At 44.9% G+C, this 20,688-nt stretch carries 18 protein-coding genes, 1 tRNA gene, 1 pseudogene and 1 other annotated feature (1 of these 21 running past the window's edge); of the genes and pseudogenes, 18 read left to right on the top strand and 2 right to left on the bottom strand.

What is annotated here, in order from left to right:
- Positions 1-172 (top strand) — a binding site (T-box leader); it begins 78 nt to the left of the window's first position.
- Between the two features lie 50 nt (positions 173-222).
- The 3 genes from tyrS to NQ541_RS09875 all read left to right on the top strand — a co-directional run bounded on the left by tyrS (position 223) and on the right by NQ541_RS09875 (position 2,551).
- Complete coding sequence (gene tyrS / locus NQ541_RS09885; protein WP_005611628.1) at positions 223-1,446, top strand: tyrosine--tRNA ligase; 1,224 nt, start codon at positions 223-225, stop codon at positions 1,444-1,446.
- An 85-nt stretch (positions 1,447-1,531) separates the two neighbouring features.
- The gene (locus NQ541_RS09880) at positions 1,532-2,038 is read left to right on the top strand and encodes a flavin reductase family protein (RefSeq protein WP_023920974.1); all 507 of its coding nucleotides are present in this window, start codon (positions 1,532-1,534) and stop codon (positions 2,036-2,038) included.
- 9 nt (positions 2,039-2,047) lie between these two features.
- Positions 2,048-2,551, top strand: a complete 504-nt coding sequence (locus NQ541_RS09875) for a signal peptidase II (RefSeq protein ID WP_005611632.1) — start codon at positions 2,048-2,050, stop codon at positions 2,549-2,551.
- Between the two features lie 35 nt (positions 2,552-2,586).
- On the opposite strand, the gene NQ541_RS09870 is transcribed toward NQ541_RS09875, so the two are convergent.
- The gene (locus NQ541_RS09870; RefSeq protein WP_005611635.1) at positions 2,587-2,955 is read right to left on the bottom strand and encodes an ArsR/SmtB family transcription factor; all 369 of its coding nucleotides are present in this window, start codon (positions 2,953-2,955) and stop codon (positions 2,587-2,589) included.
- A gap of 462 nt (positions 2,956-3,417) precedes the next feature.
- Here NQ541_RS09870 and NQ541_RS13250 point away from each other — a divergent pair, with 462 nt between their 5' ends.
- The 6 genes from NQ541_RS13250 (at position 3,418) to NQ541_RS09840 (ending at position 8,446) form a co-directional block, all read left to right on the top strand.
- Positions 3,418-3,600, top strand: coding sequence for a hypothetical protein (locus NQ541_RS13250; protein WP_226968662.1), 183 nt, complete (start codon positions 3,418-3,420; stop codon positions 3,598-3,600).
- Positions 3,601-4,105: 505 nt separating this feature from the next.
- A complete protein-coding gene (locus NQ541_RS09860) occupies positions 4,106-4,324 on the top strand; it encodes a cation transporter (protein ID WP_044940586.1) in 219 nt (72 codons plus the stop codon).
- Positions 4,325-4,351: 27 nt separating this feature from the next.
- The gene (locus NQ541_RS09855) at positions 4,352-6,238 is read left to right on the top strand and encodes a heavy metal translocating P-type ATPase (RefSeq protein WP_005610710.1); all 1,887 of its coding nucleotides are present in this window, start codon (positions 4,352-4,354) and stop codon (positions 6,236-6,238) included.
- A 387-nt stretch (positions 6,239-6,625) separates the two neighbouring features.
- Positions 6,626-6,696 (top strand) — tRNA-Gly (locus tag NQ541_RS09850).
- Between the two features lie 188 nt (positions 6,697-6,884).
- Entirely contained in the window at positions 6,885-7,778 is an 894-nt protein-coding gene (locus NQ541_RS09845) for a DMT family transporter (protein ID WP_005610709.1), read from the top strand.
- A 17-nt stretch (positions 7,779-7,795) separates the two neighbouring features.
- Complete coding sequence (locus NQ541_RS09840; protein WP_005610706.1) at positions 7,796-8,446, top strand: TVP38/TMEM64 family protein; 651 nt, start codon at positions 7,796-7,798, stop codon at positions 8,444-8,446.
- Between the two features lie 24 nt (positions 8,447-8,470).
- On the opposite strand, the pseudogene NQ541_RS13245 reads toward NQ541_RS09840, so the two are convergent.
- Positions 8,471-8,733, bottom strand: a pseudogene (locus tag NQ541_RS13245) (LysR family transcriptional regulator); the annotation flags it as partial.
- Between the two features lie 27 nt (positions 8,734-8,760).
- On the opposite strand from NQ541_RS13245, the gene NQ541_RS13240 reads away from it, so the two are divergent.
- The 9 genes from NQ541_RS13240 (at position 8,761) to rsmB (ending at position 20,688) form a co-directional block, all read left to right on the top strand.
- Positions 8,761-8,946, top strand: a complete 186-nt coding sequence (locus tag NQ541_RS13240) for a hypothetical protein (protein WP_081442944.1) — start codon at positions 8,761-8,763, stop codon at positions 8,944-8,946.
- Between the two features lie 157 nt (positions 8,947-9,103).
- A complete protein-coding gene (gene clpB / locus NQ541_RS09830) occupies positions 9,104-11,692 on the top strand; it encodes an ATP-dependent chaperone ClpB (protein ID WP_044940581.1) in 2,589 nt (862 codons plus the stop codon).
- A 158-nt stretch (positions 11,693-11,850) separates the two neighbouring features.
- On the top strand, positions 11,851-13,059 hold the full coding sequence (locus NQ541_RS09825) for a Y-family DNA polymerase (RefSeq protein WP_005610697.1): 1,209 nt from the start codon (positions 11,851-11,853) through the stop codon (positions 13,057-13,059).
- Positions 13,060-13,182: 123 nt separating this feature from the next.
- The gene (locus NQ541_RS09820) at positions 13,183-14,673 is read left to right on the top strand and encodes a UDP-N-acetylmuramoyl-L-alanyl-D-glutamate--2,6-diaminopimelate ligase (protein WP_005610695.1); all 1,491 of its coding nucleotides are present in this window, start codon (positions 13,183-13,185) and stop codon (positions 14,671-14,673) included.
- Between the two features lie 79 nt (positions 14,674-14,752).
- Positions 14,753-16,978 carry a replication restart helicase PriA gene (gene priA / locus NQ541_RS09815; protein WP_005610692.1) on the top strand — a complete coding sequence of 742 codons (2,226 nt, stop codon included), beginning with the start codon at positions 14,753-14,755 and terminating at the stop codon, positions 16,976-16,978.
- A gap of 42 nt (positions 16,979-17,020) precedes the next feature.
- On the top strand, positions 17,021-17,500 hold the full coding sequence (def, locus tag NQ541_RS09810; protein WP_005610689.1) for a peptide deformylase: 480 nt from the start codon (positions 17,021-17,023) through the stop codon (positions 17,498-17,500).
- Positions 17,501-17,553: 53 nt separating this feature from the next.
- Positions 17,554-18,537, top strand: a complete 984-nt coding sequence (gene fmt / locus NQ541_RS09805) for a methionyl-tRNA formyltransferase (protein ID WP_023920997.1) — start codon at positions 17,554-17,556, stop codon at positions 18,535-18,537.
- Positions 18,538-18,579: 42 nt separating this feature from the next.
- Positions 18,580-19,281 (top strand): zinc metallopeptidase, encoded by a 702-nt coding sequence (locus NQ541_RS09800; protein WP_005610683.1) that lies wholly within the window; start codon positions 18,580-18,582, stop codon positions 19,279-19,281.
- Positions 19,282-19,311: 30 nt separating this feature from the next.
- Positions 19,312-20,688 (top strand): 16S rRNA (cytosine(967)-C(5))-methyltransferase RsmB, encoded by a 1,377-nt coding sequence (gene rsmB, locus NQ541_RS09795; protein WP_005610681.1) that lies wholly within the window; start codon positions 19,312-19,314, stop codon positions 20,686-20,688.

Here is a 20,688-nt window from a genome sequence, read left to right as displayed (position 1 = left end):
CTGTCAGCGAATACATCTTGGAGCTTCGCATTGAAATCCACTGTATTTTGAGGAAAAGATAAATGCAGACAGGAGAGTAGGCTGCGACGGAGTTTGCACGTTATAGCACAAAAGAGGCTGACAGAGAAAGGTCAGCGAATTAAGGTGGTACCACGAGAGATTCGTCCTTATTGCGAGATGCAGTAAGGGCGTTTTTTATAGTCTTTAAGAGGAGAAAAGATCATGGGAATTTATGAAGAACTTCAGGCAAGAGGCCTGATCGCACAGGTAACAGATGAGGAGCGTATCCGGGATTTGGTGAACAACGGAAAGGCGACATTTTATATCGGATTTGATCCGACAGCGGACAGTCTTCATGTAGGACACTTTATGGCATTATGTCTGATGAAGCGTCTTCAGGAGGCTGGAAATAAACCGATCGCACTGATCGGAGGAGGTACAGGTTATATTGGAGATCCTTCAGGAAGATCTGATATGAGAAGTATGATGACACCGGAGCAGATCCAGCATAACTGTGACTGCTTTAAGAAGCAGATGAGCCGCTTTATTGATTTTTCAGAGGGAAAAGCACTGATGGTGAATAATGCAGACTGGCTGCTTGATCTGAACTATATTGAAGTGCTCCGGGAGATCGGACCGCATTTCTCAGTCAACAGAATGCTGACCGCAGAGTGTTATAAACAGAGAATGGAAAAAGGACTTAGTTTCCTTGAGTTTAACTACATGATCATGCAGGCATATGATTTCTACGAACTGTTTCAGAATTATGGCTGTAATCTGGAGTTTGGCGGAGATGACCAGTGGAGTAATATGCTGGCAGGTACAGAGCTGATCCGTCGTAAGCTTGGAAAAGATGCAAGTGCAATGACGATCACGCTGCTTCTAAACTCAGAAGGAAAGAAGATGGGAAAGACCCAGTCAGGTGCAGTGTGGCTTGATCCAGAGAAGACTTCTCCGTTTGATTTCTATCAGTACTGGAGAAATGTCGGAGATGCAGATGTACTGAAATGTATCCGCATGCTGACCTTCCTTCCACTGGAAGAGATTGATAAGATGGATGCATGGGAAGGTGCACAGCTTAATACTGCAAAAGAGATTCTTGCATATGAACTGACAAAGCTGGTTCACGGTGAAGAAGAAGCAAAGAAAGCACAGGAAAGTGCAAGAGCATTGTTCAGTCAGGGAAATGCTGATAATATGCCGACAACGGAATTGGAAGAGGGAGATTTTCAGGATGGAAAGATTGATATCCTTGCAGTTCTTGTAAAAGGCGGACAGGCATCATCCAGATCTGAAGCAAGACGTGCTGTGACCCAGGGCGGTGTATCTGTGGATGGAGAGAAGATCACAGACATTGCGACAGCGTATGTTCCGGCTGACTTTGAAGGCGAAGGAAAGATCGTGAAAAAGGGAAAGAAAAATTTCCGCAGAGTGATTGTAAAATAATAGAAAGAATATTAAAATAGAAATAACAGCGTTACTGGTCACAGAGGTTATGGACAGTAACGCTGTCTTGCAAGGAGGAAATAAAATGGCACTGAAAGAAGTAAAGATTGAAGACCTTACATTTAATCCTTTTACAAAGATTGGAAAAGAATGGATGCTGATCACGGCGGGAAATGAAGAGAAGCACAATACGATGACTGCAAGTTGGGGTGGCGTAGGTATTATGTGGGGAATGAATGTAGCTACTGCATATATCCGTCCTCAGAGATACACGAAAGAATTTGTGGATGCAGAGGATATGTATACACTTTCCTTCTTTAAAGAAGAGTACAGAAAAGCATTGAACCTGTGTGGTACAAAATCGGGACGTGACTGTGATAAAGATAAAGAGGCAGGACTGACACCGTATTATGTGGAAGGAACGACAACCTATGAGGAGGCGGATCTGGTATTTGTATGCAGGAAATTGTATGCACAGCCAATGAAGCCGGAATTTTTCACGGTAGATGGACCGGATGAAAAATGGTATCCTCAGAAAGATTATCATACGATGTATCTTGGAGAAATCGTAAAAGTTCTTGTAAGGGAGTAAGATCCGGTGATGAAAAAAGTTCTTTTACCGCTTGTCGGTGCAGGAATATTTCTGTTAGATGAAAGTCTGAAAAATTATGTAGAAGAGAATTTGCAGCCGGGAACAGAGAAAAAGCTGACCGGCAGGATCGTGCTTCGGAGAGTACATAACCAGGGGGTAGGATTTGAACTTTTATCAGAATGTTCGGAAGAAGTAAAAAAACTTTCCCTTGCAGTGACAACTGTGGTAACAGGAGCAGGAGCTGTTGTCGGTGCAGGAAAAGGAAGAATACTGGAAAAGCTTGGGCTGACTCTGACCGCTGCAGGTGCGTGGAGTAATACATGGGACAGATTCCGAAGAGGCTATGTGGTAGATTATATAGGAATCAGACAGAAAAATAAAAAATTCGACCGACTGACATACAATGTAGGAGATTTCTGTATCGTAGCAGGAAGTATTTTGTGGGTTGCGGGAAATACAGTGAAATCAGGAAAAAGCCGAAAAAATAAGCAGAAAGATTTAAAAATCAAATAGAAACGAAATAAAAATGGAAAATCCGGGGACTGCGATCAGTTCCCCGGACAGGTGATTTTTAATACTTGTTCGATCATAATATGCAGCAGTCGGCTCTGTTCTGTGTCGGCCGCTTTATAATACACTTCTTTTCCCTCACGCCGGCTGACGATCAGTCCGGCACTTTTAAGCTGACGCAAATGATGAGAGACAGCAGGACTGCTCATATCCATCATAGCGGAAATGTTAATGACACATTCTTCGCAATGGCAGAGCATCCAGAAAATACGGATACGGGTCGGATCTCCGAGAATTTTAAAAGATTCTGCAACGGTCTGAAAATTATCTGTCTGAGAGATTACATGAAGAATATGTTCGGTATTCATAGATTCACCGTGGCTGTGGGGAAGAATATGTCCTGGCATAAAAAGCCTCCTGTTCTTAATAAAAATTTCTCAAGATGTAAAAAGCTGTTAGTTCTATTTTATCATAAGATGTCAAGAGGGGAGAAATTTGTAGTTGTTGGGGTGAAAATATCGCGACAGCAAGAAGTGTTTCTGACAGAAGAGCGTCCATATCCACACTTGTTGTTGCATCGCAGTGCAGGACCCGCTTTACCTCAGCCCGTTGACAACTTGTAACAGGAATGTGGAAACACTCGTGCAGAGGCACTCCTGTTTACGTTCCTTAACAAGTTGGGCAAAGTGTCTTCGGAACGCTCCCTGTCAATGCACTGCTCACGCAACAACAAGTGTGGATATTAGGCTTTTCAAGTCAGAAAGAGTTCCTCGTACCGGGACATTTTCTCTCAACAATACGAAATTTCAATAAGAAATAAAGAGCCGGAAGGCTATCAACTAAGATGAATGATTAGTCAAATATTAAAGATGTTGGGGTCAAAAGCCCCCAACAATGATGCCAACGGATTGTTTCGTGCTACGCACTCCCACAATCCTACCCGCTATTCGCATATCCTGGTGCTTACGCCCCACTTTTATGCTCATATCGGGGCGGGTCTCAAGGTCATTCTACCACCTGTGTGCAAGCACACGTGGTTTCAGACCTTTTGATCCTGACATCATATTAAATACAATATCTATTATCTGATATTTATGATCGAATATCTTAGTCAATAGCCATCCGGCTTTTTTCTATTCTTTTTAAATTTGCATTGTTGGGTGGATACGCTGTGGAGCTAAAAAACTTCTTATCGAGATGGTCAGCGGAAAGCAGGGTGTTCCTAAGCAGGTGCATTAGCAGGAGCGTTCCGAAGACACTTTGCAGCGTTTGTTAGAGAAAGTAAATCGAGTGCCATTGCACGAAGATTTCCACTTTCGAGTTACAAACGGTCAACGGGCTGAGGTAAAGCGGGCCTGCACTGCGAAGGAATATCTCTGATTTCCGCGTCCGCTTCGCCATAAAGAGGTCTTTTGCTTTACAAGCGTATCATTCCAACAAATACAAATTTCCCTCTTGACATTTCCCTCCTGATTTGTATAATGAAGATATAACAATTAAACAAATATTTAATTGATACCCCTAAAAGATATTCTGATTGAAAAAGGAGACGGAACTATGAAAAAGACTTACAAAATCGAAGTAGACTGTGCAAATTGTGCAAATAAAATGGAAGAAGCTGCAAAGAAGACTGCAGGTGTCAAGACTGCAACAGTTAATTTTATGACTCAGAAAATGATCGTGGAGTTTGAGGAAGAACAGGATGTAAAGGCAGTTATGAAAGATGTCCTCAAAAACTGCAAAAAAGTAGAAGATGATTGCGAGATTTATCTGTAAGAGGCAGAATAAAAGGAGTGAAGGTTTATGACGAAGAAGCAGAAAAAGATGCTGATCCGTATTATCATTGCAGCAGTACTGCTGATCGCACTGAATTTTATACCGGTAAAGGGAATTTTGCGGATGATTCTTTTCCTGATCCCATACCTGGTTATCGGTTATGATATTCTGAAAAAAGCAGGAAAAGGAATCCTTAACCGACAGGTATTTGACGAGAACTTTCTGATGGCAGTTGCTACAATAGGAGCGATCGCCATTGCAATTTATGACCGATCGGGAAATTTCAACGAGGCGGTAGCCGTTATGCTGTTCTATCAGATCGGGGAATTATTCCAGAGTTATGCAGTTGGAAAGAGCCGGAGAAATATCAGTGAACTGATGGATATCCGTCCGGATTATGCAAACATAGAGCAGGATGGAAAGTTGGAAAGGGTAGATCCGGATGAAGTAGAAATCGGCACAGTGATCGTTGTTCAGCCGGGAGAGAAAGTTCCGATTGATGGAATAGTTATAGAGGGAACTTCAACATTGAATACAAGTGCTTTGACCGGAGAAAGTCTTCCGCGTGAGACAAAAGTGGGAGATGAGATCATCAGTGGATGTATCAATATGACCGGAGTGCTGAAGATACGGACAATAAAAGAATTTGGAGAGTCTACTGTTTCTAAGATTTTGGAACTGGTAGAAAATTCAACTTCAAGAAAATCCAGATCCGAGGACTTTATTTCAAAGTTTGCAAAATATTATACCCCGGCAGTGTGCTATGGGGCATTGGCACTGGCAATCCTTCCTCCGTTAGTCCGTATGCTGGCGATGGGAGCAGCCCCGCAGTGGGATATGTGGATTTATCGTGCGTTGACATTCCTTGTAATCAGTTGCCCGTGTGCATTGGTCATCAGTATTCCGCTGAGTTTCTTTGCCGGAATCGGTGGAGCGAGTCACGAAGGTGTGCTGGTGAAGGGATCAAATTATCTTGAGGCAATGTCTCAGACAAAATATGTTGTATTTGACAAGACCGGTACACTGACCAAAGGCGTATTTGAGGTAAATGGTGTTCATCATAGTGAAATGGAAGAAGAGAAGCTTCTGGAATATGCGGCACTGGCAGAGAGTGCATCCTCTCATCCGATCAGCAGGAGCATCCAGCGTGCTTATGGAAAAGAGATCGACAGGACGAGAGTATCCGAAATTGAGGAGATCAGCGGAAATGGTGTGACCGCAAAGGTGGATGGAAAGCTTGTTGCTGCAGGAAATGATAAACTGATGAAGCGGCTTGGAATCACTCCGATTGCGTGCCACAGTGCAGGAACGATCATCCATATTGCGATTGACGGAAAATATATGGGGCATATTCTCATTTCTGATGTGGAGAAACCGACATCCAAAGAGGCAATCAGAGCATTGAAATCTGCCGGAATCGAGAAGACAGTAATGCTGACTGGTGATGCGAAGCGTGTAGCAGACCAGGTAGCAGAAAAGCTGGGACTGGATGAGGTTTACAGTGAACTTCTTCCGTCTGACAAGGTAGCCCAGGTGGAAAGACTGCTGGCTGAAAAACCGGAAAAGGCGAAGCTGGCATTTGTGGGAGATGGAATCAATGATGCTCCGGTGCTTGGCAGGGCTGATATCGGAATTGCCATGGGAGCCATGGGTTCAGATGCAGCGATTGAGGCGGCAGATGTTGTCCTGATGGATGATGATCCACTGAAGATTGTAAAAGCAATCAAAATTTCAAAGAAATGTATCCGCATTGTCTATCAGAATATCATCTTTGCATTGACGATCAAGGCAATCTGTCTGATCCTCGGTGCAATCGGTATTGCGAATATGTGGGTTGCAATCTTTGCGGACGTAGGTGTTATGGTGATTGCAGTTTTGAATGCAATCCGGGCGTTGTATGTAAAAAATCTGTAGAAATGATTCTGTTGGTGTATTCTATGAGATGTTGTAGAACCTGGGGACAGACAACAGACAGGAAGAAGGCAGGATGGAAATTCTGCAGCAGCCCTTTCAGAAAATGTGGTCATGATTTTGGGGATAGTTCTTTTCCTGTTGCCAATTTTGTGGGAACAGGGAAAAAGATTTTACGAAGGAAAAGTGAAAAAAGAGCAGCCTGTGAATAAGCAGTAAAATGGCAGACAGTTCCTGTGCCGAAAAAGCAGAGGCTGGTACGAAACCGGCTTTTGGTAGAGAACTGTCTGCCTACCTATAGAATGATTAAAAATTGCAAAAATCGAAAAAAATAAAATTAGCACTTGCAATTTTTGAAAAGTATGGTAATATATTATTTGTGTTTGACACGCGGGTGTAGTTCAATGGTAGAACACCAGCCTTCCAAGCTGGATACGTGGGTTCGATTCCCATCACCCGCTTATTTTTATACCTTTGAAAGTCTTCGGTTATGTAACGGAAGACTTTTGAAGGTTTTTTCTTTTATTCAGAGCATATATTATGATGTAGGATTGTGGGAGTGCGTAGCACGGAGCAATCCGTAGGCATCAAAGTCGGGGGCTTTTGACCCCGACATCTATATTATAGGAAAAGGCGGGGGAAATTGCAGATGACAGACGAAAGAAAAAAAGTAACAGGGCATATACTGGCATGTGGAACGCAGATCATGTGGGGAGCAACTTTTGTATCGACAAAAGTATTGTTGAAATATTTCCTTCCTGTGGAAATCCTGTTCACAAGAGCGGTACTTGCATTTTTGGCATTGTGGGTTTTCTTCCCGCACCGTCTAAAAGTTGCAGATAAGAAGAGAGAACTGGGATTTGCGGCTGCAGGTTTCTTTGGGATTGTGATGTATTTCATGATGGAAAATACTGCATTAACGATGACTTATGCATCCAATGTAGGAATTATTGTTGCATGTGCACCGTTTTTTGTTGCGGTTATGGTTGGAATTTTCTTTAAAAGTGAACGACCGGGAAGAAACTTTTTTATAGGATTTGTGATCGCCATAACCGGAATTATTCTGATCAGCCTGAACGGGCAGAAAAGCCTGAATTTAAATCCGGCAGGTGATTTCCTCGCTTTTCTTGCAATGATTTCCTGGGGATTGTATTCTGCGACTGTTAAAAAGATTGAAGAGTGGAATTATCCAACGGCTGCGGTAACAAGAAGAATTTACTTTTATGGAATTATTTTTCTGATTCCGGTGCTTATTTTGCAGCATGCGATGTGGGATATGGACGCATTGAAACGACCGGAAGTAATCTCCAATTTTCTGTTCCTCGGTGTCGGTGCAAGTGCTGTTGGATTTTTCCTCTGGAATTTATCAACAAAATGGATCGGAGTCGTCAAGACCAGTGTATATATCTATGTTTCCCCTGTCGTGACGGTAGTATTATCAATGTTTGTATTGGATGAGAAAATGACCGTCGCATCCGTTTCAGGTTCGATCTTGATACTGATTGGACTGATTATTTCGCAGAAAAGAAAAAAAATTAATTAGAAAGCGAGGAAACCGGAATGAAAAAATGGCAGAAGACCGGATTACTGATCGTGTGGTGTATCATTATTGCAGGATGCTTTTATTTTAGAAAAGAACTGACAACTGAGCAGATCCTGAACCATACACCCGGAAATTTATTGGCAGCATTCTTTATGATGATGGGACTGTTTGCTGTAAAAAGCGTCAGTGTCGTTATTTATTCCGGTCTGCTTTTTGCGGTAAGCGGAATGATCTTTCCAATGAAATTTGCCATTGCCGTGAATTTCTGCGGTGCTGCCATCATGGTTACACTTCCCTGGCTCATAGGGAAAAAAGGTGGCGGTACGATGGTCAGTTCGATTATGAAGAAGTATCCGAAGACGGAGAAGTTAAAAGAGATCTGTACAGGAAATGGGTTCATACTGACATTTCTTCTTCGGGTGATCGGAAAAATACCGAGTGATGTCCTGAGCCTGTATCTTGGGGCAATTGGAATTGATTATAAAGTCTATTTTGCCGGAAGTATGCTGGGACTTCTGCCTCATTTATTTACATTCCCGATCATGGGAATGAATATTCAGAATATTCATTCAACGGAATTTCGGATCTCTGTAGGAATTGAGGCCATCTATATGGCATGTTCAGCCGGGTTTTACTGGATTTATTCAAAGAAAAGAAAAAGAAAGTAATAAAAATAAAAAGCAGCAGAAAAGAAATCCCAGTCCGTGAAGAGCCATCACTCCGGCATTTGTGCCGAGATTGCTGGTAAATATAATGTCCAGTTTATCAAAATCATTGCCAAACCAGTTGGCTAATTCACTTTGGATTGTGGTACGTTCCGGGAGAATCAGCGGAAGACCGAGCAGATCCTTTTTTGTGAAAGAGGATCATCTGCCTTCATAGTAACAACCCAGTGGTCGCTGCCCTGAATGCGTAGATAGTCTAATCCCTCTGTGCTGACAGGCTCATTATGAAGTCCAGGAAAATGTGCTTTATAAAAAATATGATGTTGGGGTCAAAAGCCCCCAACAATGATGCCAACGGATTGTTTCGTGCTACGCACTCCCACAATCCTACCCGCTATTCGCATATCGTGGTGCTTACGCCCCACTTTTATGCTCATATCGGGGCGGGTCTCAAGGTCATTCTACCACCAGTGTGCAAGCACACGTGGTTTCAGACCTTTTGACCCTGACATCAAAAATTTTTGAAAAATTAGCACTCAACTCTTTACAGTGCTAACAATACGTGCTATATTTCTACTAGAACACGAAAGAAAGACTCCGCAGATCATCTGAAAGAAGAGTTTCGTGGAGAAAGCTTGTGGTTCAAAGGAGGGAAAGACTATGAATATTAATAAATTTACGCAGAATTCTTTGCAGGCTGTTCAGAACTGTGAGAAGATTGCCGCAGATAATGGCAATCAGGAACTGGCACAGGAGCATCTGCTGTATGCATTGCTTACGCAGGATGACAGCCTGATTTTAAAATTACTTGAAAAAATGAGTATCCAGAGTCAGCTCTTCGTAAATCGTGTAGAGCAGGCGATTGGGAAAAGACCAAAGGTTCAGGGAGGCAAGGCTTATGTCGGCCAGGATCTGAATAATGTTCTGATTCATGCTGAAGATGAGGCAAAGCAGATGGGGGATGAATATATTTCCGTTGAGCATCTGTTCCTTGCCATGATGAAATATGCAAGTCGTGAGATGAAAGAATTATTCCGGGAATTTGGTATCAGCCGGGAAGGATTCCTGCACGCTCTTTCTACTGTCCGGGGAAATCAGAGAGTCACCAGTGATAACCCGGAGGCAACTTATGATACTTTAAATAAATATGGTCAGGATCTGGTGGACAGGGCAAGAGAGCAGAAACTGGATCCGGTGATTGGACGAGATGAAGAGATCCGCAATGTGATCCGGATCCTTTCAAGAAAAACGAAGAATAATCCGGTGCTGATCGGTGAACCCGGTGTAGGTAAGACGGCAGTTGTAGAAGGACTTGCCCAGCGGATCGTCAGCGGAGATGTACCGGAAGGACTGAAGGACAAGACAATCTTCTCATTGGATATGGGAGCATTGGTCGCAGGTGCAAAGTACCGGGGAGAATTTGAAGAGCGTCTGAAAGCCGTTCTTGAGGAAGTAAAAAATAGTGATGGAAAGATTATCCTTTTCATTGACGAGCTGCATACGATTGTTGGTGCCGGTAAGACAGATGGTGCTATGGATGCAGGAAATATGTTAAAGCCGATGCTGGCAAGAGGAGAGCTGCACTGTATCGGAGCAACGACACTGGATGAATATCGGAAATATATTGAAAAGGATGCGGCACTGGAACGTCGTTTTCAGCCGGTTCTCGTAGATGAGCCGACCGTGGAAGATGCCATTTCAATCTTAAGAGGATTGAAAGAAAGGTATGAAGTTTTCCATGGAGTAAAGATTACCGACAGTGCATTGGTAGCTGCAGTTACACTATCCAACCGTTATATTTCAGACCGTTTCCTGCCGGATAAGGCAATCGATCTTGTGGATGAAGCGTGTGCATTGATCAAGACAGAACTTGATTCCATGCCGACAGAATTGGATGAACTGCGTCGGCGTGTAATGCAGATGGAAATTGAAGAGTCTGCATTGAAAAAAGAAGAAGACCGTCTGAGTAAAGAACGGCTGGAGCATCTGCAGGAAGAGCTGGCAGAACTGAAAGAGCAGTATGCAGGTAAGAAAGTCCAGTGGGAGAATGAAAAGAAATCGGTTGAGCATGTTCAGAAGATCCGTGAGGAGATCGAGCAGGTCAATAAGGAAATTCAGAAAGCACAGAGAGAATATGATCTGAATAAGGCAGCAGAACTGCAATATGGAAAACTCCCACAATTGCAGAAGCAGTTGGAAGAAGAGGAAGAACGGGTGAAAGCCAAAGATCTTTCCCTGGTGCATGAAGCGGTGACAGATGAAGAAATCGGACGAATCGTTTCAAGATGGACGGGGATTCCGGTAGCAAAATTAAATGAAAGTGAGAGAAATAAGACGCTCCATCTTGCAGATGAACTGCATAAGCGTGTGGTTGGTCAGGACGAAGGCGTAGAACTTGTAACGGAGGCAATCATCCGTTCCAAAGCCGGAATCAAAGATCCGAGTAAGCCAATCGGTTCATTCCTGTTCCTTGGTCCGACCGGAGTCGGTAAGACGGAACTTGCAAAAGCACTTGCTCAGAGTCTGTTCGACGATGAGAATAATATGGTCCGTATTGACATGAGTGAGTATATGGAGAAATATTCCGTGTCCAGACTGATCGGAGCTCCTCCGGGATATGTCGGATATGATGAAGGCGGACAGTTGACAGAAGCAGTCAGAAGAAAACCGTATTCGGTTGTTCTTTTTGATGAGATCGAGAAAGCCCACCCGGATGTCTTTAATGTGCTGTTACAGGTACTTGATGACGGACGAATCACAGATTCTCAGGGACGCACGGTCGATTTCAAGAATACGATCCTGATCATGACCTCCAATATCGGAGCAAATTATCTGTTGGAGGGCATCAAAGAAGACGGATCTATTGACGAACAGTGTCAGAAAATGACAATGAATGACCTGAAAGCTCATTTCAGACCGGAATTTCTGAACCGGTTGGATGAGATCATTATGTTCAAGCCACTGACGAAGACCAATATCCGCTCGATTATTGATCTGCTGGTCAAAGATGTAAACCGTCGGCTGGAAGAAAAAGAACTTCAGATCGAACTGACAGAAGCTGCAAAAGATTTTGTAGTGGAAGGCGGATACGATCCGATGTATGGTGCAAGACCACTGAAGCGGTATCTGCAGAAAAATGTGGAGACGCTTGCAGCAAGACTGATCCTTGCAGGAAATGTCGGTCGGGGTGATACAATTCTGATCGATGTCAGAGATGGAAAACTGGAGGCTGTGGTAAAGCAGGGATAAGCTGGACGGCATAAATTGATAGCCGGAAGAGAGCAAAGAAGAAAGAGATGAAAAGCTCCCCGTGGTATGGTACAATAAAAGTACTGTATCACGGGGATTTTTTAATGTATACAAGAAATGAAAGGTATCTGACTAGAATATAAGAAGGGGAGCATCTTATGCGGAAAATAATTTTTCATATTGATGTCAACTCTGCATACTTAAGCTGGACAGCAGTAGAGGAATTGAAAAAAGGAGCAAAAGTAGATCTCCGGCAGATTCCTGCGATCATTGGTGGGGATCAGAAGTCCCGCCACGGAGTTGTCCTTGCAAAATCTCCATTAGCAAAAAAGTACGGGATCAGGACGGGGGAACCGGTTGTAAATGCATTCCGGAAATGTCCGAATCTTATCATGAAAGCACCGGATCATAAAATGTATCGTGAGAAGAGCCGGAGACTGATGGAGTATCTGCGTACATTTACTGAAGAGATTGAGCAGGTCAGTGTGGATGAGTGTTATATGGATTTTACGGAGATCGCGGACAGATTTCCATCTCCGCAGGAGGGAGCTGAATGGATCAGGAAGGGCGTGAAGAAGCAGTTCGGTTTTACGGTGAATATTGGTATTTCAGAGAATAAGCTGCTGGCAAAGATGGCTTCAGATTTTGAAAAACCGGATAAGACGCACACCCTTTTCCCGGATGAGATCCGGCAGAAGATGTGGCCGCTTCCGGTCAGTGAGCTGTATATGGCAGGAAGATCCAGTGTGGAAATACTGAAAAAGCTGGAGATCAATACGATCGGTGATCTGGCAAGGTCAGAGGAGGCACTGATCGAGCTTCATCTGAAAAGTCATGGACGTATGTTGTGGGAGTTCGCCAACGGGATCGGAGATGATCAAGTGCAGTCTGTACCGGATGAGGCAAAAGGAATCGGAAATTCAACGACACTGGCGGAAGATGCAGTCACCTATGAAGAAGCAGAAAAAGTGCTGAAGAATCTGGCAGAGAGTGTCGGCATAAGATTGAAGAAAGCAGGGAAAAAAGCCGGAATGCTCAGTGTGGAGATCCGGTATTTTGATTTTCGGAATGCATCGCATCAGATGCAGCTGGAAAAGCCGTCCGCACAGCCGGAGGTACTGCTTGAAAAGGCGGGGAAATTATTTCAGGAGTTATGGAGCGGAGAGCCGGTAAGACTGCTGGGGATCAGGACTTCTAAGTTGGTGGAAGAGTCCGCACCGGAGCAGTTGACCCTTTTTGACCTGAAGCCACCGGAAGAACCGGATGAAAAGCATAAGAAACTGAAAGCGGCACTGGAGGAATTGAACAGCCGTTTTGGGAAAGATACTGTTATAAAAGGAACTCTGTACCGTCCGAAGAAAAAGTGAGAGCAGAAAAATGCATTGCCCGGCACAGGCAGTGTGGGCAGCAGAGGCAGGAGAAAAAGTGGCACATAAAGAAAAATTATGTTATGCTATAGCAGTGAAAGTCTATGCAAGGAGGGAAGCGTTGTGAGATTAGATACATTATTGGAGCGATTGGAATATAAAGTGGTTCAGGGAAGTGCAGAAACGGAAGTGACAACCTTGATCAATGATTCAAGAAAAGTAGAGAACGGGTCTGTCTTTGTCTGCATCAGCGGTGCAGTGTCAGACGGTCATAAGTATGCGGCAGAAGTTGCAGAAAAAGGAGCGGCTGCAGTCGTTGTGGAGAAAGATGTGGAAGTGCCGGCAGATGTGACGGTCATTAAAGTCGAAGATACGAGATATGCACTGGCACTGATGTCAGCAGCGTATTTTGGGTATCCGGCAGAGAAGCTGAAGATTGTGGGAATTACCGGTACAAAGGGAAAGACGACGACCACTTATATGATCAAGTCTATTCTGGAGGAGACAGGACATAAGGTCGGACTGATCGGAACGATCGAGGCGATCATCGGAGAGAAAAAGATCCCTGCAGCCAATACGACACCGGAGTCCTATACGATCCATCAGTATTTTGCAGAGATGGTAAAAGAAGGATGTGACTGCGTGGTCATGGAGGTGTCTTCGCAGGGACTGATGCTCCACAGGACAGCAGGGATTCCGTTTGAGATCGGTATTTTTACGAATCTCGGAAGAGATCATATCGGCCCGAATGAACATAAAGATTTTGAAGATTATAAGAGATGTAAGGGACTTCTGTTCAAGCAGTGCAGACTGGGAATTGCGAATGTGGATGATAAATATTTTGAGGATGTTTTCTCAGGTGCAACCTGTAAAGTGGAGACCTTTGGATTTTCGGAAAAGGCAGATCTGCGTGCAGAGAATGTGCAGTTGGTATCCAGACCGGGATATCTGGGAGTGGCATATCATGTAGCAGGAGTGATGGATTTTGATGTTGAAATCGACATTCCGGGAACGTTCAGCGTCTACAATTCTCTGACTGCGATCTCAGTATGCAGACATTTTGAAGTGCCGGCAGAACTGATCAAAGATGCCCTGAAAAAGGCAAAGGTAAAGGGAAGAATTGAGATGGTCAAGGTGTCGGATGATTTTACGCTGATGATTGATTATGCTCATAATGCGATGAGTCTGGAGAGTCTTTTGACCACATTGAAGGAATATCATCCGAAGCGTCTGGTATGCTTATTTGGATGCGGGGGAAACCGTTCCAGAGACAGAAGATTTGAAATGGGAGAAGTTTCAGGAAGACTGGCAGACCTGACGATCATTACTTCGGATAACCCAAGATTTGAAGAGCCGCAGGCGATCATTGACGATATCAAGACCGGTATTGGAAGAACCAATGGAAAATACGTGGAGATCTGTGACCGTAAGGAGGCCATCAAGTATGCCATCAGCCACGGTGAAGTGGGGGACGTGATCGTGCTTGCTGGAAAAGGTCATGAGGACTATCAGGAAATCAAGGGTGTGAAATATCCGATGGATGAGAGAGTCCTGATTGCAGAAGTTCTTGAGGAACTGAAAGAAGAAAAGCAGGAGAAGGATCAGAATAAGTAGGTCCTGAATAAAAGCAGGGCAGTAAAATCGGGATAAAAAGTCAGAACCGAAAATAAGCAGGAAGTGTGGCAGGAAAAGCGTGTTTGCAGATGTAATAGTAGATATTCAACATGAAAAACTGGATAAGATCTTTCAGTACCGCATCCCGGAAGAACTGGAGTCAAGACTTCAACCGGGAATGGAAGTGGTTGTGCCATTCGGAAAAGGAAACCGGCAGATCAAAGGATACGTGACAGGTTTTTCGGAAAAATGCGAATACGACCTTTCCAAAGTGAAATCCATCCTGTCTATTTCTGAAAAGGGAATGGAGATTGAGACCAGGCTGATTGCTCTTGCAGCATGGATGAAAGAGCATTATGGCGGGACAATGATCCAGTCGCTCAAGACCGTTCTGCCGATCAGGCAGAAAGAGAATGCAAAGGTAAAGAAGCATTTACGGCTTCTCCTTTCGGAAAAAGAGGGAGAAGAAAAGCTTGCATTTTATAGAAAAAAGAACCAGAAGGCACGGGCAAGACTGCTGGAAGCACTGCTTGCAGACCGGCTTTTAGATTATGAACTGGTGACCGGAAAGCTGAATATTACCCTGCCGGTGATCCGTGCGTTAGAAGATCAGGGAGTACTGAAGCTCGAATCCGAGCAGATCTACCGTAATCCGGTGCAGCAGGGAACGCAGCAGGAGCGGACCATCACCTTTACTTCAGAACAGGAGCAGGTAATCCGGGGATTCCGTGAGGATTATCTGGCGGGAAAGCGAAAGACCTATCTCATCCATGGAGTGACAGGGAGCGGCAAGACGGAAGTTTATATGGAAATGATCCATACGGTTGTGGAACATGGCAGACAGGCGATCGTTCTGATCCCGGAGATCGCACTGACGTATCAGACTGTCATGCGGTTTTACAGGAAGTTCGGAGACCGGGTTTCAATTATGAATTCCAGGCTTTCTGCGGGGGAACGTTATGATCAGATGATGCGTGCAAAGCGGGGAGAGATCGATGTGATGATCGGTCCCCGCTCTGCCCTGTTTACACCATTTCCGAATCTTGGACTGGTGGTGATCGACGAGGAACATGAGCCGACTTACAAAAGTGAGCAGATTCCCAGGTATCATGCACGGGAAACTGCGATCCAGAGAGCAAAAGAAGAGGATGCAAGCGTTGTCCTTGGAAGTGCGACGCCCTCGATGGAGTCGATGTACCGGGCGAGGAAGGGTGAGTATGTTCTGTATGAAATGCGGCATCGTTCCAGAATGCAGCAGATGGCAAAGGTGTATACTGTAGATATGCGGGAAGAACTGAAGAACGGGAATCATACGATCCTGAGCGGAAAGCTGCAAAGTCTGATGGAAGAGCGGCTGGAGCGGGGAGAGCAGATCATACTGTTTTTGAACCGGCGTGGATATTCGGGATTTGTGTCCTGCAGGGAATGTGGACATGTGATCCAGTGTCCACACTGCAATGTATCCCTTTCCGTTCATAAAGGAGGGAAAATGGTCTGCCATTACTGTGGATATGAGCAGCCGAAGATTCGGGTCTGCCCGGAGTGCGGGTCCGGTTTTATCGGAGAATTTAAAGCCGGAACGCAGCAGATCGAGGAGATGGTGAGACGACGTTTCCCACAGGCAAAAGTCCTGCGGATGGATATGGATACGACGAAAAAGAAAGATGCACATACAAAAATTCTTTCAGCATTTGCCAATGAAGAGGCGGATGTGCTGGTAGGAACGCAGATGATCGTAAAGGGACATGATTTCCCGAATGTGACGCTGGTGGGGGTGCTGGCAGCAGATATGTCATTGTATACCGATGATTACCGTTCAGGGGAACGAACCTTTCAGTTGCTGACGCAGGCAGCAGGACGTGCCGGAAGAGGGATGCGGGAGGGAGAAGTGGTCATTCAGACTTATTCCCCGGAGCATTATGCAATCAAAGCTGCTGCGGCACAGGATTATAAAGCTTTTTATGAGCAGGAGATCCGGTACAGGGAGCTGCTGGGGTATCCTCCGGCAGAAGAACTGATGGCTGTGCTGGCAGCAGGAGAAGATGAACGGCTTCTGGAGACTGGGTGTAAATATTTGAAAGAATATGTCTTAAGGATCAAAGGAAAAGCACCACTGGAAGTGATCGGTCCGGCAAGTCCGGGAGTAGATAAGATTAAAGATATTTACCGCCGGGTAATCTATATTAAAGCACCGGAATACAGAACGCTGATCCGGGTAAAAGATCTGATGGAGCAGTATATTGAGATCAATTCAGGCTTTGCAAAGCTGAGGATCCAGTTCGATTTTAATCCGATGAACCTGTGAGAATAAAAGAGAAATTAAGGTAAGATTAAGAAGGAGAAGGTTATGGCAATCAGAGAAGTAAGAAAAATCGGGGATGAAATTCTCGGAAAGCAATGTAAAGAAGTAAAGAAAATGACCATCAGGACAAAGATTCTGATTGGTGATATGCTGGATACGATGTATGAAAAGATGGGAGTCGGTCTGGCAGCACCACAGGTAGGAATCCTCAAGCAGATCGTGGTGATCGATGTAGGCGAGGGACCGATCGTACTGATCAACCCGGAGATCATCGAGACTTCCGGTGAGCAGACCGGAGAAGAAGGATGCCTGAGTGTTCCGGGAAAATGGGGCATTGTGACACGTCCGAATTATGTGAAAGTGCGGGCATTGAATGAAGAGATGGAAGAATTTGAAATCGAGGGAGAAGGACTTCTTGCAAGAGCATTCTGCCATGAGATCGATCATCTTTCAGGGCATCTTTATGTGGATAAGGTGGAAGACGGACTGCATGATGTAGAACCGGTGGAGGAACCGGAAGACTGAAAATCTCTGAAATACAGACATTGCAGAGAAGAATAAAAAAAGGGAGGATCATGATGAAGATTATCTTTATGGGAACGCCGGATTTTTCAGTGGGAACGCTGGAGGCACTGATCGAAGCAGGACATGAAGTGTGTCTGGTGGTAACGCAGCCGGACAAGCCGAAGGGGAGAGGCAAAGAAATGCAGCCCACACCGGTGAAAGCAGCGGCAATGAAGCATGGAATCCCGGTGTATCAGCCGAAGAAGATCAGGGATCCTGAGTGTGTGGAAGAATTAAGAAAATATCAGGCAGATGTTATGGTTGTGATTGCATTTGGACAGATCCTTCCAAAGTCAATTCTGGAAATGACACCATATGGGTGCATCAATGTGCATGCCTCACTTCTTCCAAAGTACCGTGGTGCAGCACCGATCCAGTGGGCGATCATCAACGGAGAAAGTGTGACCGGAGTAACGACCATGCAGATGGATGAAGGACTGGATACAGGAGATATGATCCAGAAGACGGAAGTTGAGATCACACCGGACGAGACCGGTGAGTCACTGCATGATAAACTGGCAGCTGCAGGTGCGGCATTATGCGTGGAGACGCTGAAAGCAGTGGAAACACATACAGCAACCTTTGAAAAGCAGGGAGAAAGTCCCACCGCTTATGCACGGATGTTGGATAAAAAGCTTGGAAATATCGACTGGAGCAGATCTGCCGTTGAGATCGAACGGCTGGTTCGTGGTTTAAATTCCTGGCCAAGTGCCTATACTCACTGGGACGGAAAGGTGATGAAGATCTGGAAAGCGAAAGCAGAGCCGGGAGCGGGTGTGCAGGCAGGCGGAACAGAGACAGAAAAGTTTCAGGGAGAATCACAGACAGTGGCAGGAACTGTCGTTGCAGTGGAAAAAGACAGCTTTACAGTACAGACAGGTGAAGGACGACTGAAGGTGCTGCAGCTTCAGATTCCGGGGAAAAAGCGGATGGATGCGGATGCATTTTTAAGAGGATATAGCCTGAAGCCGGGAACTGTATTTACAACAGAAGCATAGAGCAGGAAAATGGACAGAATTTAAATTCAGGAGGCAGAGAAGATGTTCTACTATTATTATGACTGGACTTATATATTAGTACTGATCGGTGTGGTATTAAGCCTTTTGGCATCGGCAAAAGTAAAAAGCACGTTTGCAAGATATTCTAATGTACGCAGTTATTCAGGCATGACGGGAAGGGATGCGGCAGAAAAGATTTTGCATCGGAACGGCATTTATGATGTACAGATCATCCATATTTCAGGAAATCTGACAGATCATTATAATCCAACGAACAAGACACTGGCATTATCAGATCCGGTTTATCATTCGACTTCCGTTGCAGCAATCGGTGTCGCAGCACATGAATGTGGTCATGCAGTGCAGCATCAGGTAGGGTATGCACCGCTTTCTGTCCGTTCTGCTTTAGTGCCGGCGGCAAATTTTGGTTCTATGATCTCGTGGCCATTGATCATTATTGGACTGATGTTCAACGGGCAGATGTCCGCAATGCTGATCAATCTGGGAATCCTGTTGTTCTCACTGGCAGTCCTTTTTCAGATTGTGACTTTACCGGTAGAGTTCAATGCGTCACACCGGGCAGTAAATGTTCTGGAGACGGCAGGAATGTTGCATCCTGAAGAGATCAGCGGTGTGAAGAAAGTACTGGGAGCAGCGGCACTGACGTATGTGGCAAGTGCAGCGGCACAGATTTTACAGTTATTACGTCTTCTGATCCTTACAAGAGGACGCAGAGACGATTAAAGTGCAGAACAGAAATGCTGGAGGAAAAAGATGGGCAGACAGGTCAATGAGCGGGAAATCGTTCTCGCAGTATTGATGGAAATAACAGAAAATGGAGCATACAGCCATAAAATTCTCGGAGAGGTACTGTCGAAATATCAATACCTTGAGAAGAAAGAGCGTGCGTTTATTACCAGGGTGACCGAGGGAACGCTGGAGCATCTGATTGAGATCGATTATATTCTGGATCAGTTCTCGAAAGTAAAAGTGAAGAAGATGAAACCGGTGATCCGCAATATCTTAAGAAGCGGAGTTTACCAGTTAAAATATATGGACAGCGTACCGGATCATGCGGTGTGCAGCGAGGCAGTCAAACTGGCAGTAAGAAAAGGCTTTTCAGGATTAAAGGGGTATGTGAACGGAGTGCTGCGGAGTGTGGCAAGAGGACTGGATACATTGGACTATCCGCAGGAAGGAATTGAGGCACTTTCAATCCAATATTCTATTCCGACATGGATTCTCAGGCTGTGGGAAAAAAGTTATGGGGAGGAAGTCACCCGTACCATGGCAGCCGATTTCCTGAAAGAAAGGCCGGTCACGATCCGGTGCTGTCAGAATAAAGTAACTCCGGAGCAACTGAAAAAGGAACTGGAACAGGAAGGGGTAACTGTGCAGGAGCATCCTTATCTGCCGTACGCCTTTTTCATCAGCGGATATGATTATCTTGAAAGCCTGGACTGCTTCTGGAAAGGCTGGTTTACTGTGCAGGATGTAAGTTCTATGCTGGTGGCAGAGCTGGCAGCCCCGGAAGCAGGGAATAAAATTGTGGATATCTGTGCTGCTCCGGGTGGAAAATCCTTACATATTGCGGAGAAACTGTGGATAACTGACCGAAATGAAGCGAAAAAAGGCGAAGTAGAAGCCAGGGATCTGACGGAATATAAAGTAGGACTCATTGAAGAAAATATTGCCAGGATGGAACTTGAAAATATTCATGCGGTCTGCAGGGATGCAACCGTACCGGATGAAGCATGGAAAGAAAAAGCAGATATTGTCCTTGCAGATCTGCCCTGTTCCGGGCTGGGAGTCTTTGGAAAGAAACCGGATCTGAAATACCGGGTGAAAGAGGAAGACCTGAAAGAACTGGCTGGACTGCAGAGAAAGATTCTTGAAAATGCACAGGCAATGGTAAAAAAAGGAGGTACATTATTATATAGTACCTGTACCATCGACCCCATGGAAAATGAGGAGAATGTACACTGGTTTTTGAAAAAGTACCCGCAGTTTTCTCTGAACAGTATCAGAGAGAAGCTTTGCCCGCAACTGGCAGAGTCGGTAGAAGAGGAAGGATGCATCCAGTTACTTCCGGGTATACATTGCAGTGATGGATTTTTTATAGCAAGGTTAAAAAAGAACGGGGAGAACTGA

It is taken from the genome of [Ruminococcus] lactaris ATCC 29176 (genome assembly GCF_025152405.1).
In the GTDB taxonomy this organism is placed as follows: domain Bacteria; phylum Bacillota; class Clostridia; order Lachnospirales; family Lachnospiraceae; genus Mediterraneibacter; species Mediterraneibacter lactaris.
This window is presented reverse-complemented; position numbering and strand designations above follow the sequence as displayed.

Coding starts and splice junctions, on each gene's coding strand:
- tyrS (WP_005611628.1), top strand. CDS start 223: ATGGGAATTTATGAAGAACTTCAGGCAAGAGGCCTGATCGCACAGGTA.
- NQ541_RS09880 (WP_023920974.1), top strand. CDS start 1,532: ATGGCACTGAAAGAAGTAAAGATTGAAGACCTTACATTTAATCCTTTT.
- NQ541_RS09875 (WP_005611632.1), top strand. CDS start 2,048: ATGAAAAAAGTTCTTTTACCGCTTGTCGGTGCAGGAATATTTCTGTTA.
- NQ541_RS09870 (WP_005611635.1), bottom strand. CDS start 2,955: ATGCCAGGACATATTCTTCCCCACAGCCACGGTGAATCTATGAATACC.
- NQ541_RS13250 (WP_226968662.1), top strand. CDS start 3,418: ATGTTGGGGTCAAAAGCCCCCAACAATGATGCCAACGGATTGTTTCGT.
- NQ541_RS09860 (WP_044940586.1), top strand. CDS start 4,106: ATGAAAAAGACTTACAAAATCGAAGTAGACTGTGCAAATTGTGCAAAT.
- NQ541_RS09855 (WP_005610710.1), top strand. CDS start 4,352: ATGACGAAGAAGCAGAAAAAGATGCTGATCCGTATTATCATTGCAGCA.
- NQ541_RS09845 (WP_005610709.1), top strand. CDS start 6,885: ATGACAGACGAAAGAAAAAAAGTAACAGGGCATATACTGGCATGTGGA.
- NQ541_RS09840 (WP_005610706.1), top strand. CDS start 7,796: ATGAAAAAATGGCAGAAGACCGGATTACTGATCGTGTGGTGTATCATT.
- NQ541_RS13240 (WP_081442944.1), top strand. CDS start 8,761: ATGATGTTGGGGTCAAAAGCCCCCAACAATGATGCCAACGGATTGTTT.
- clpB (WP_044940581.1), top strand. CDS start 9,104: ATGAATATTAATAAATTTACGCAGAATTCTTTGCAGGCTGTTCAGAAC.
- NQ541_RS09825 (WP_005610697.1), top strand. CDS start 11,851: ATGCGGAAAATAATTTTTCATATTGATGTCAACTCTGCATACTTAAGC.
- def (WP_005610689.1), top strand. CDS start 17,021: ATGGCAATCAGAGAAGTAAGAAAAATCGGGGATGAAATTCTCGGAAAG.
- fmt (WP_023920997.1), top strand. CDS start 17,554: ATGAAGATTATCTTTATGGGAACGCCGGATTTTTCAGTGGGAACGCTG.
- NQ541_RS09800 (WP_005610683.1), top strand. CDS start 18,580: ATGTTCTACTATTATTATGACTGGACTTATATATTAGTACTGATCGGT.
- rsmB (WP_005610681.1), top strand. CDS start 19,312: ATGGGCAGACAGGTCAATGAGCGGGAAATCGTTCTCGCAGTATTGATG.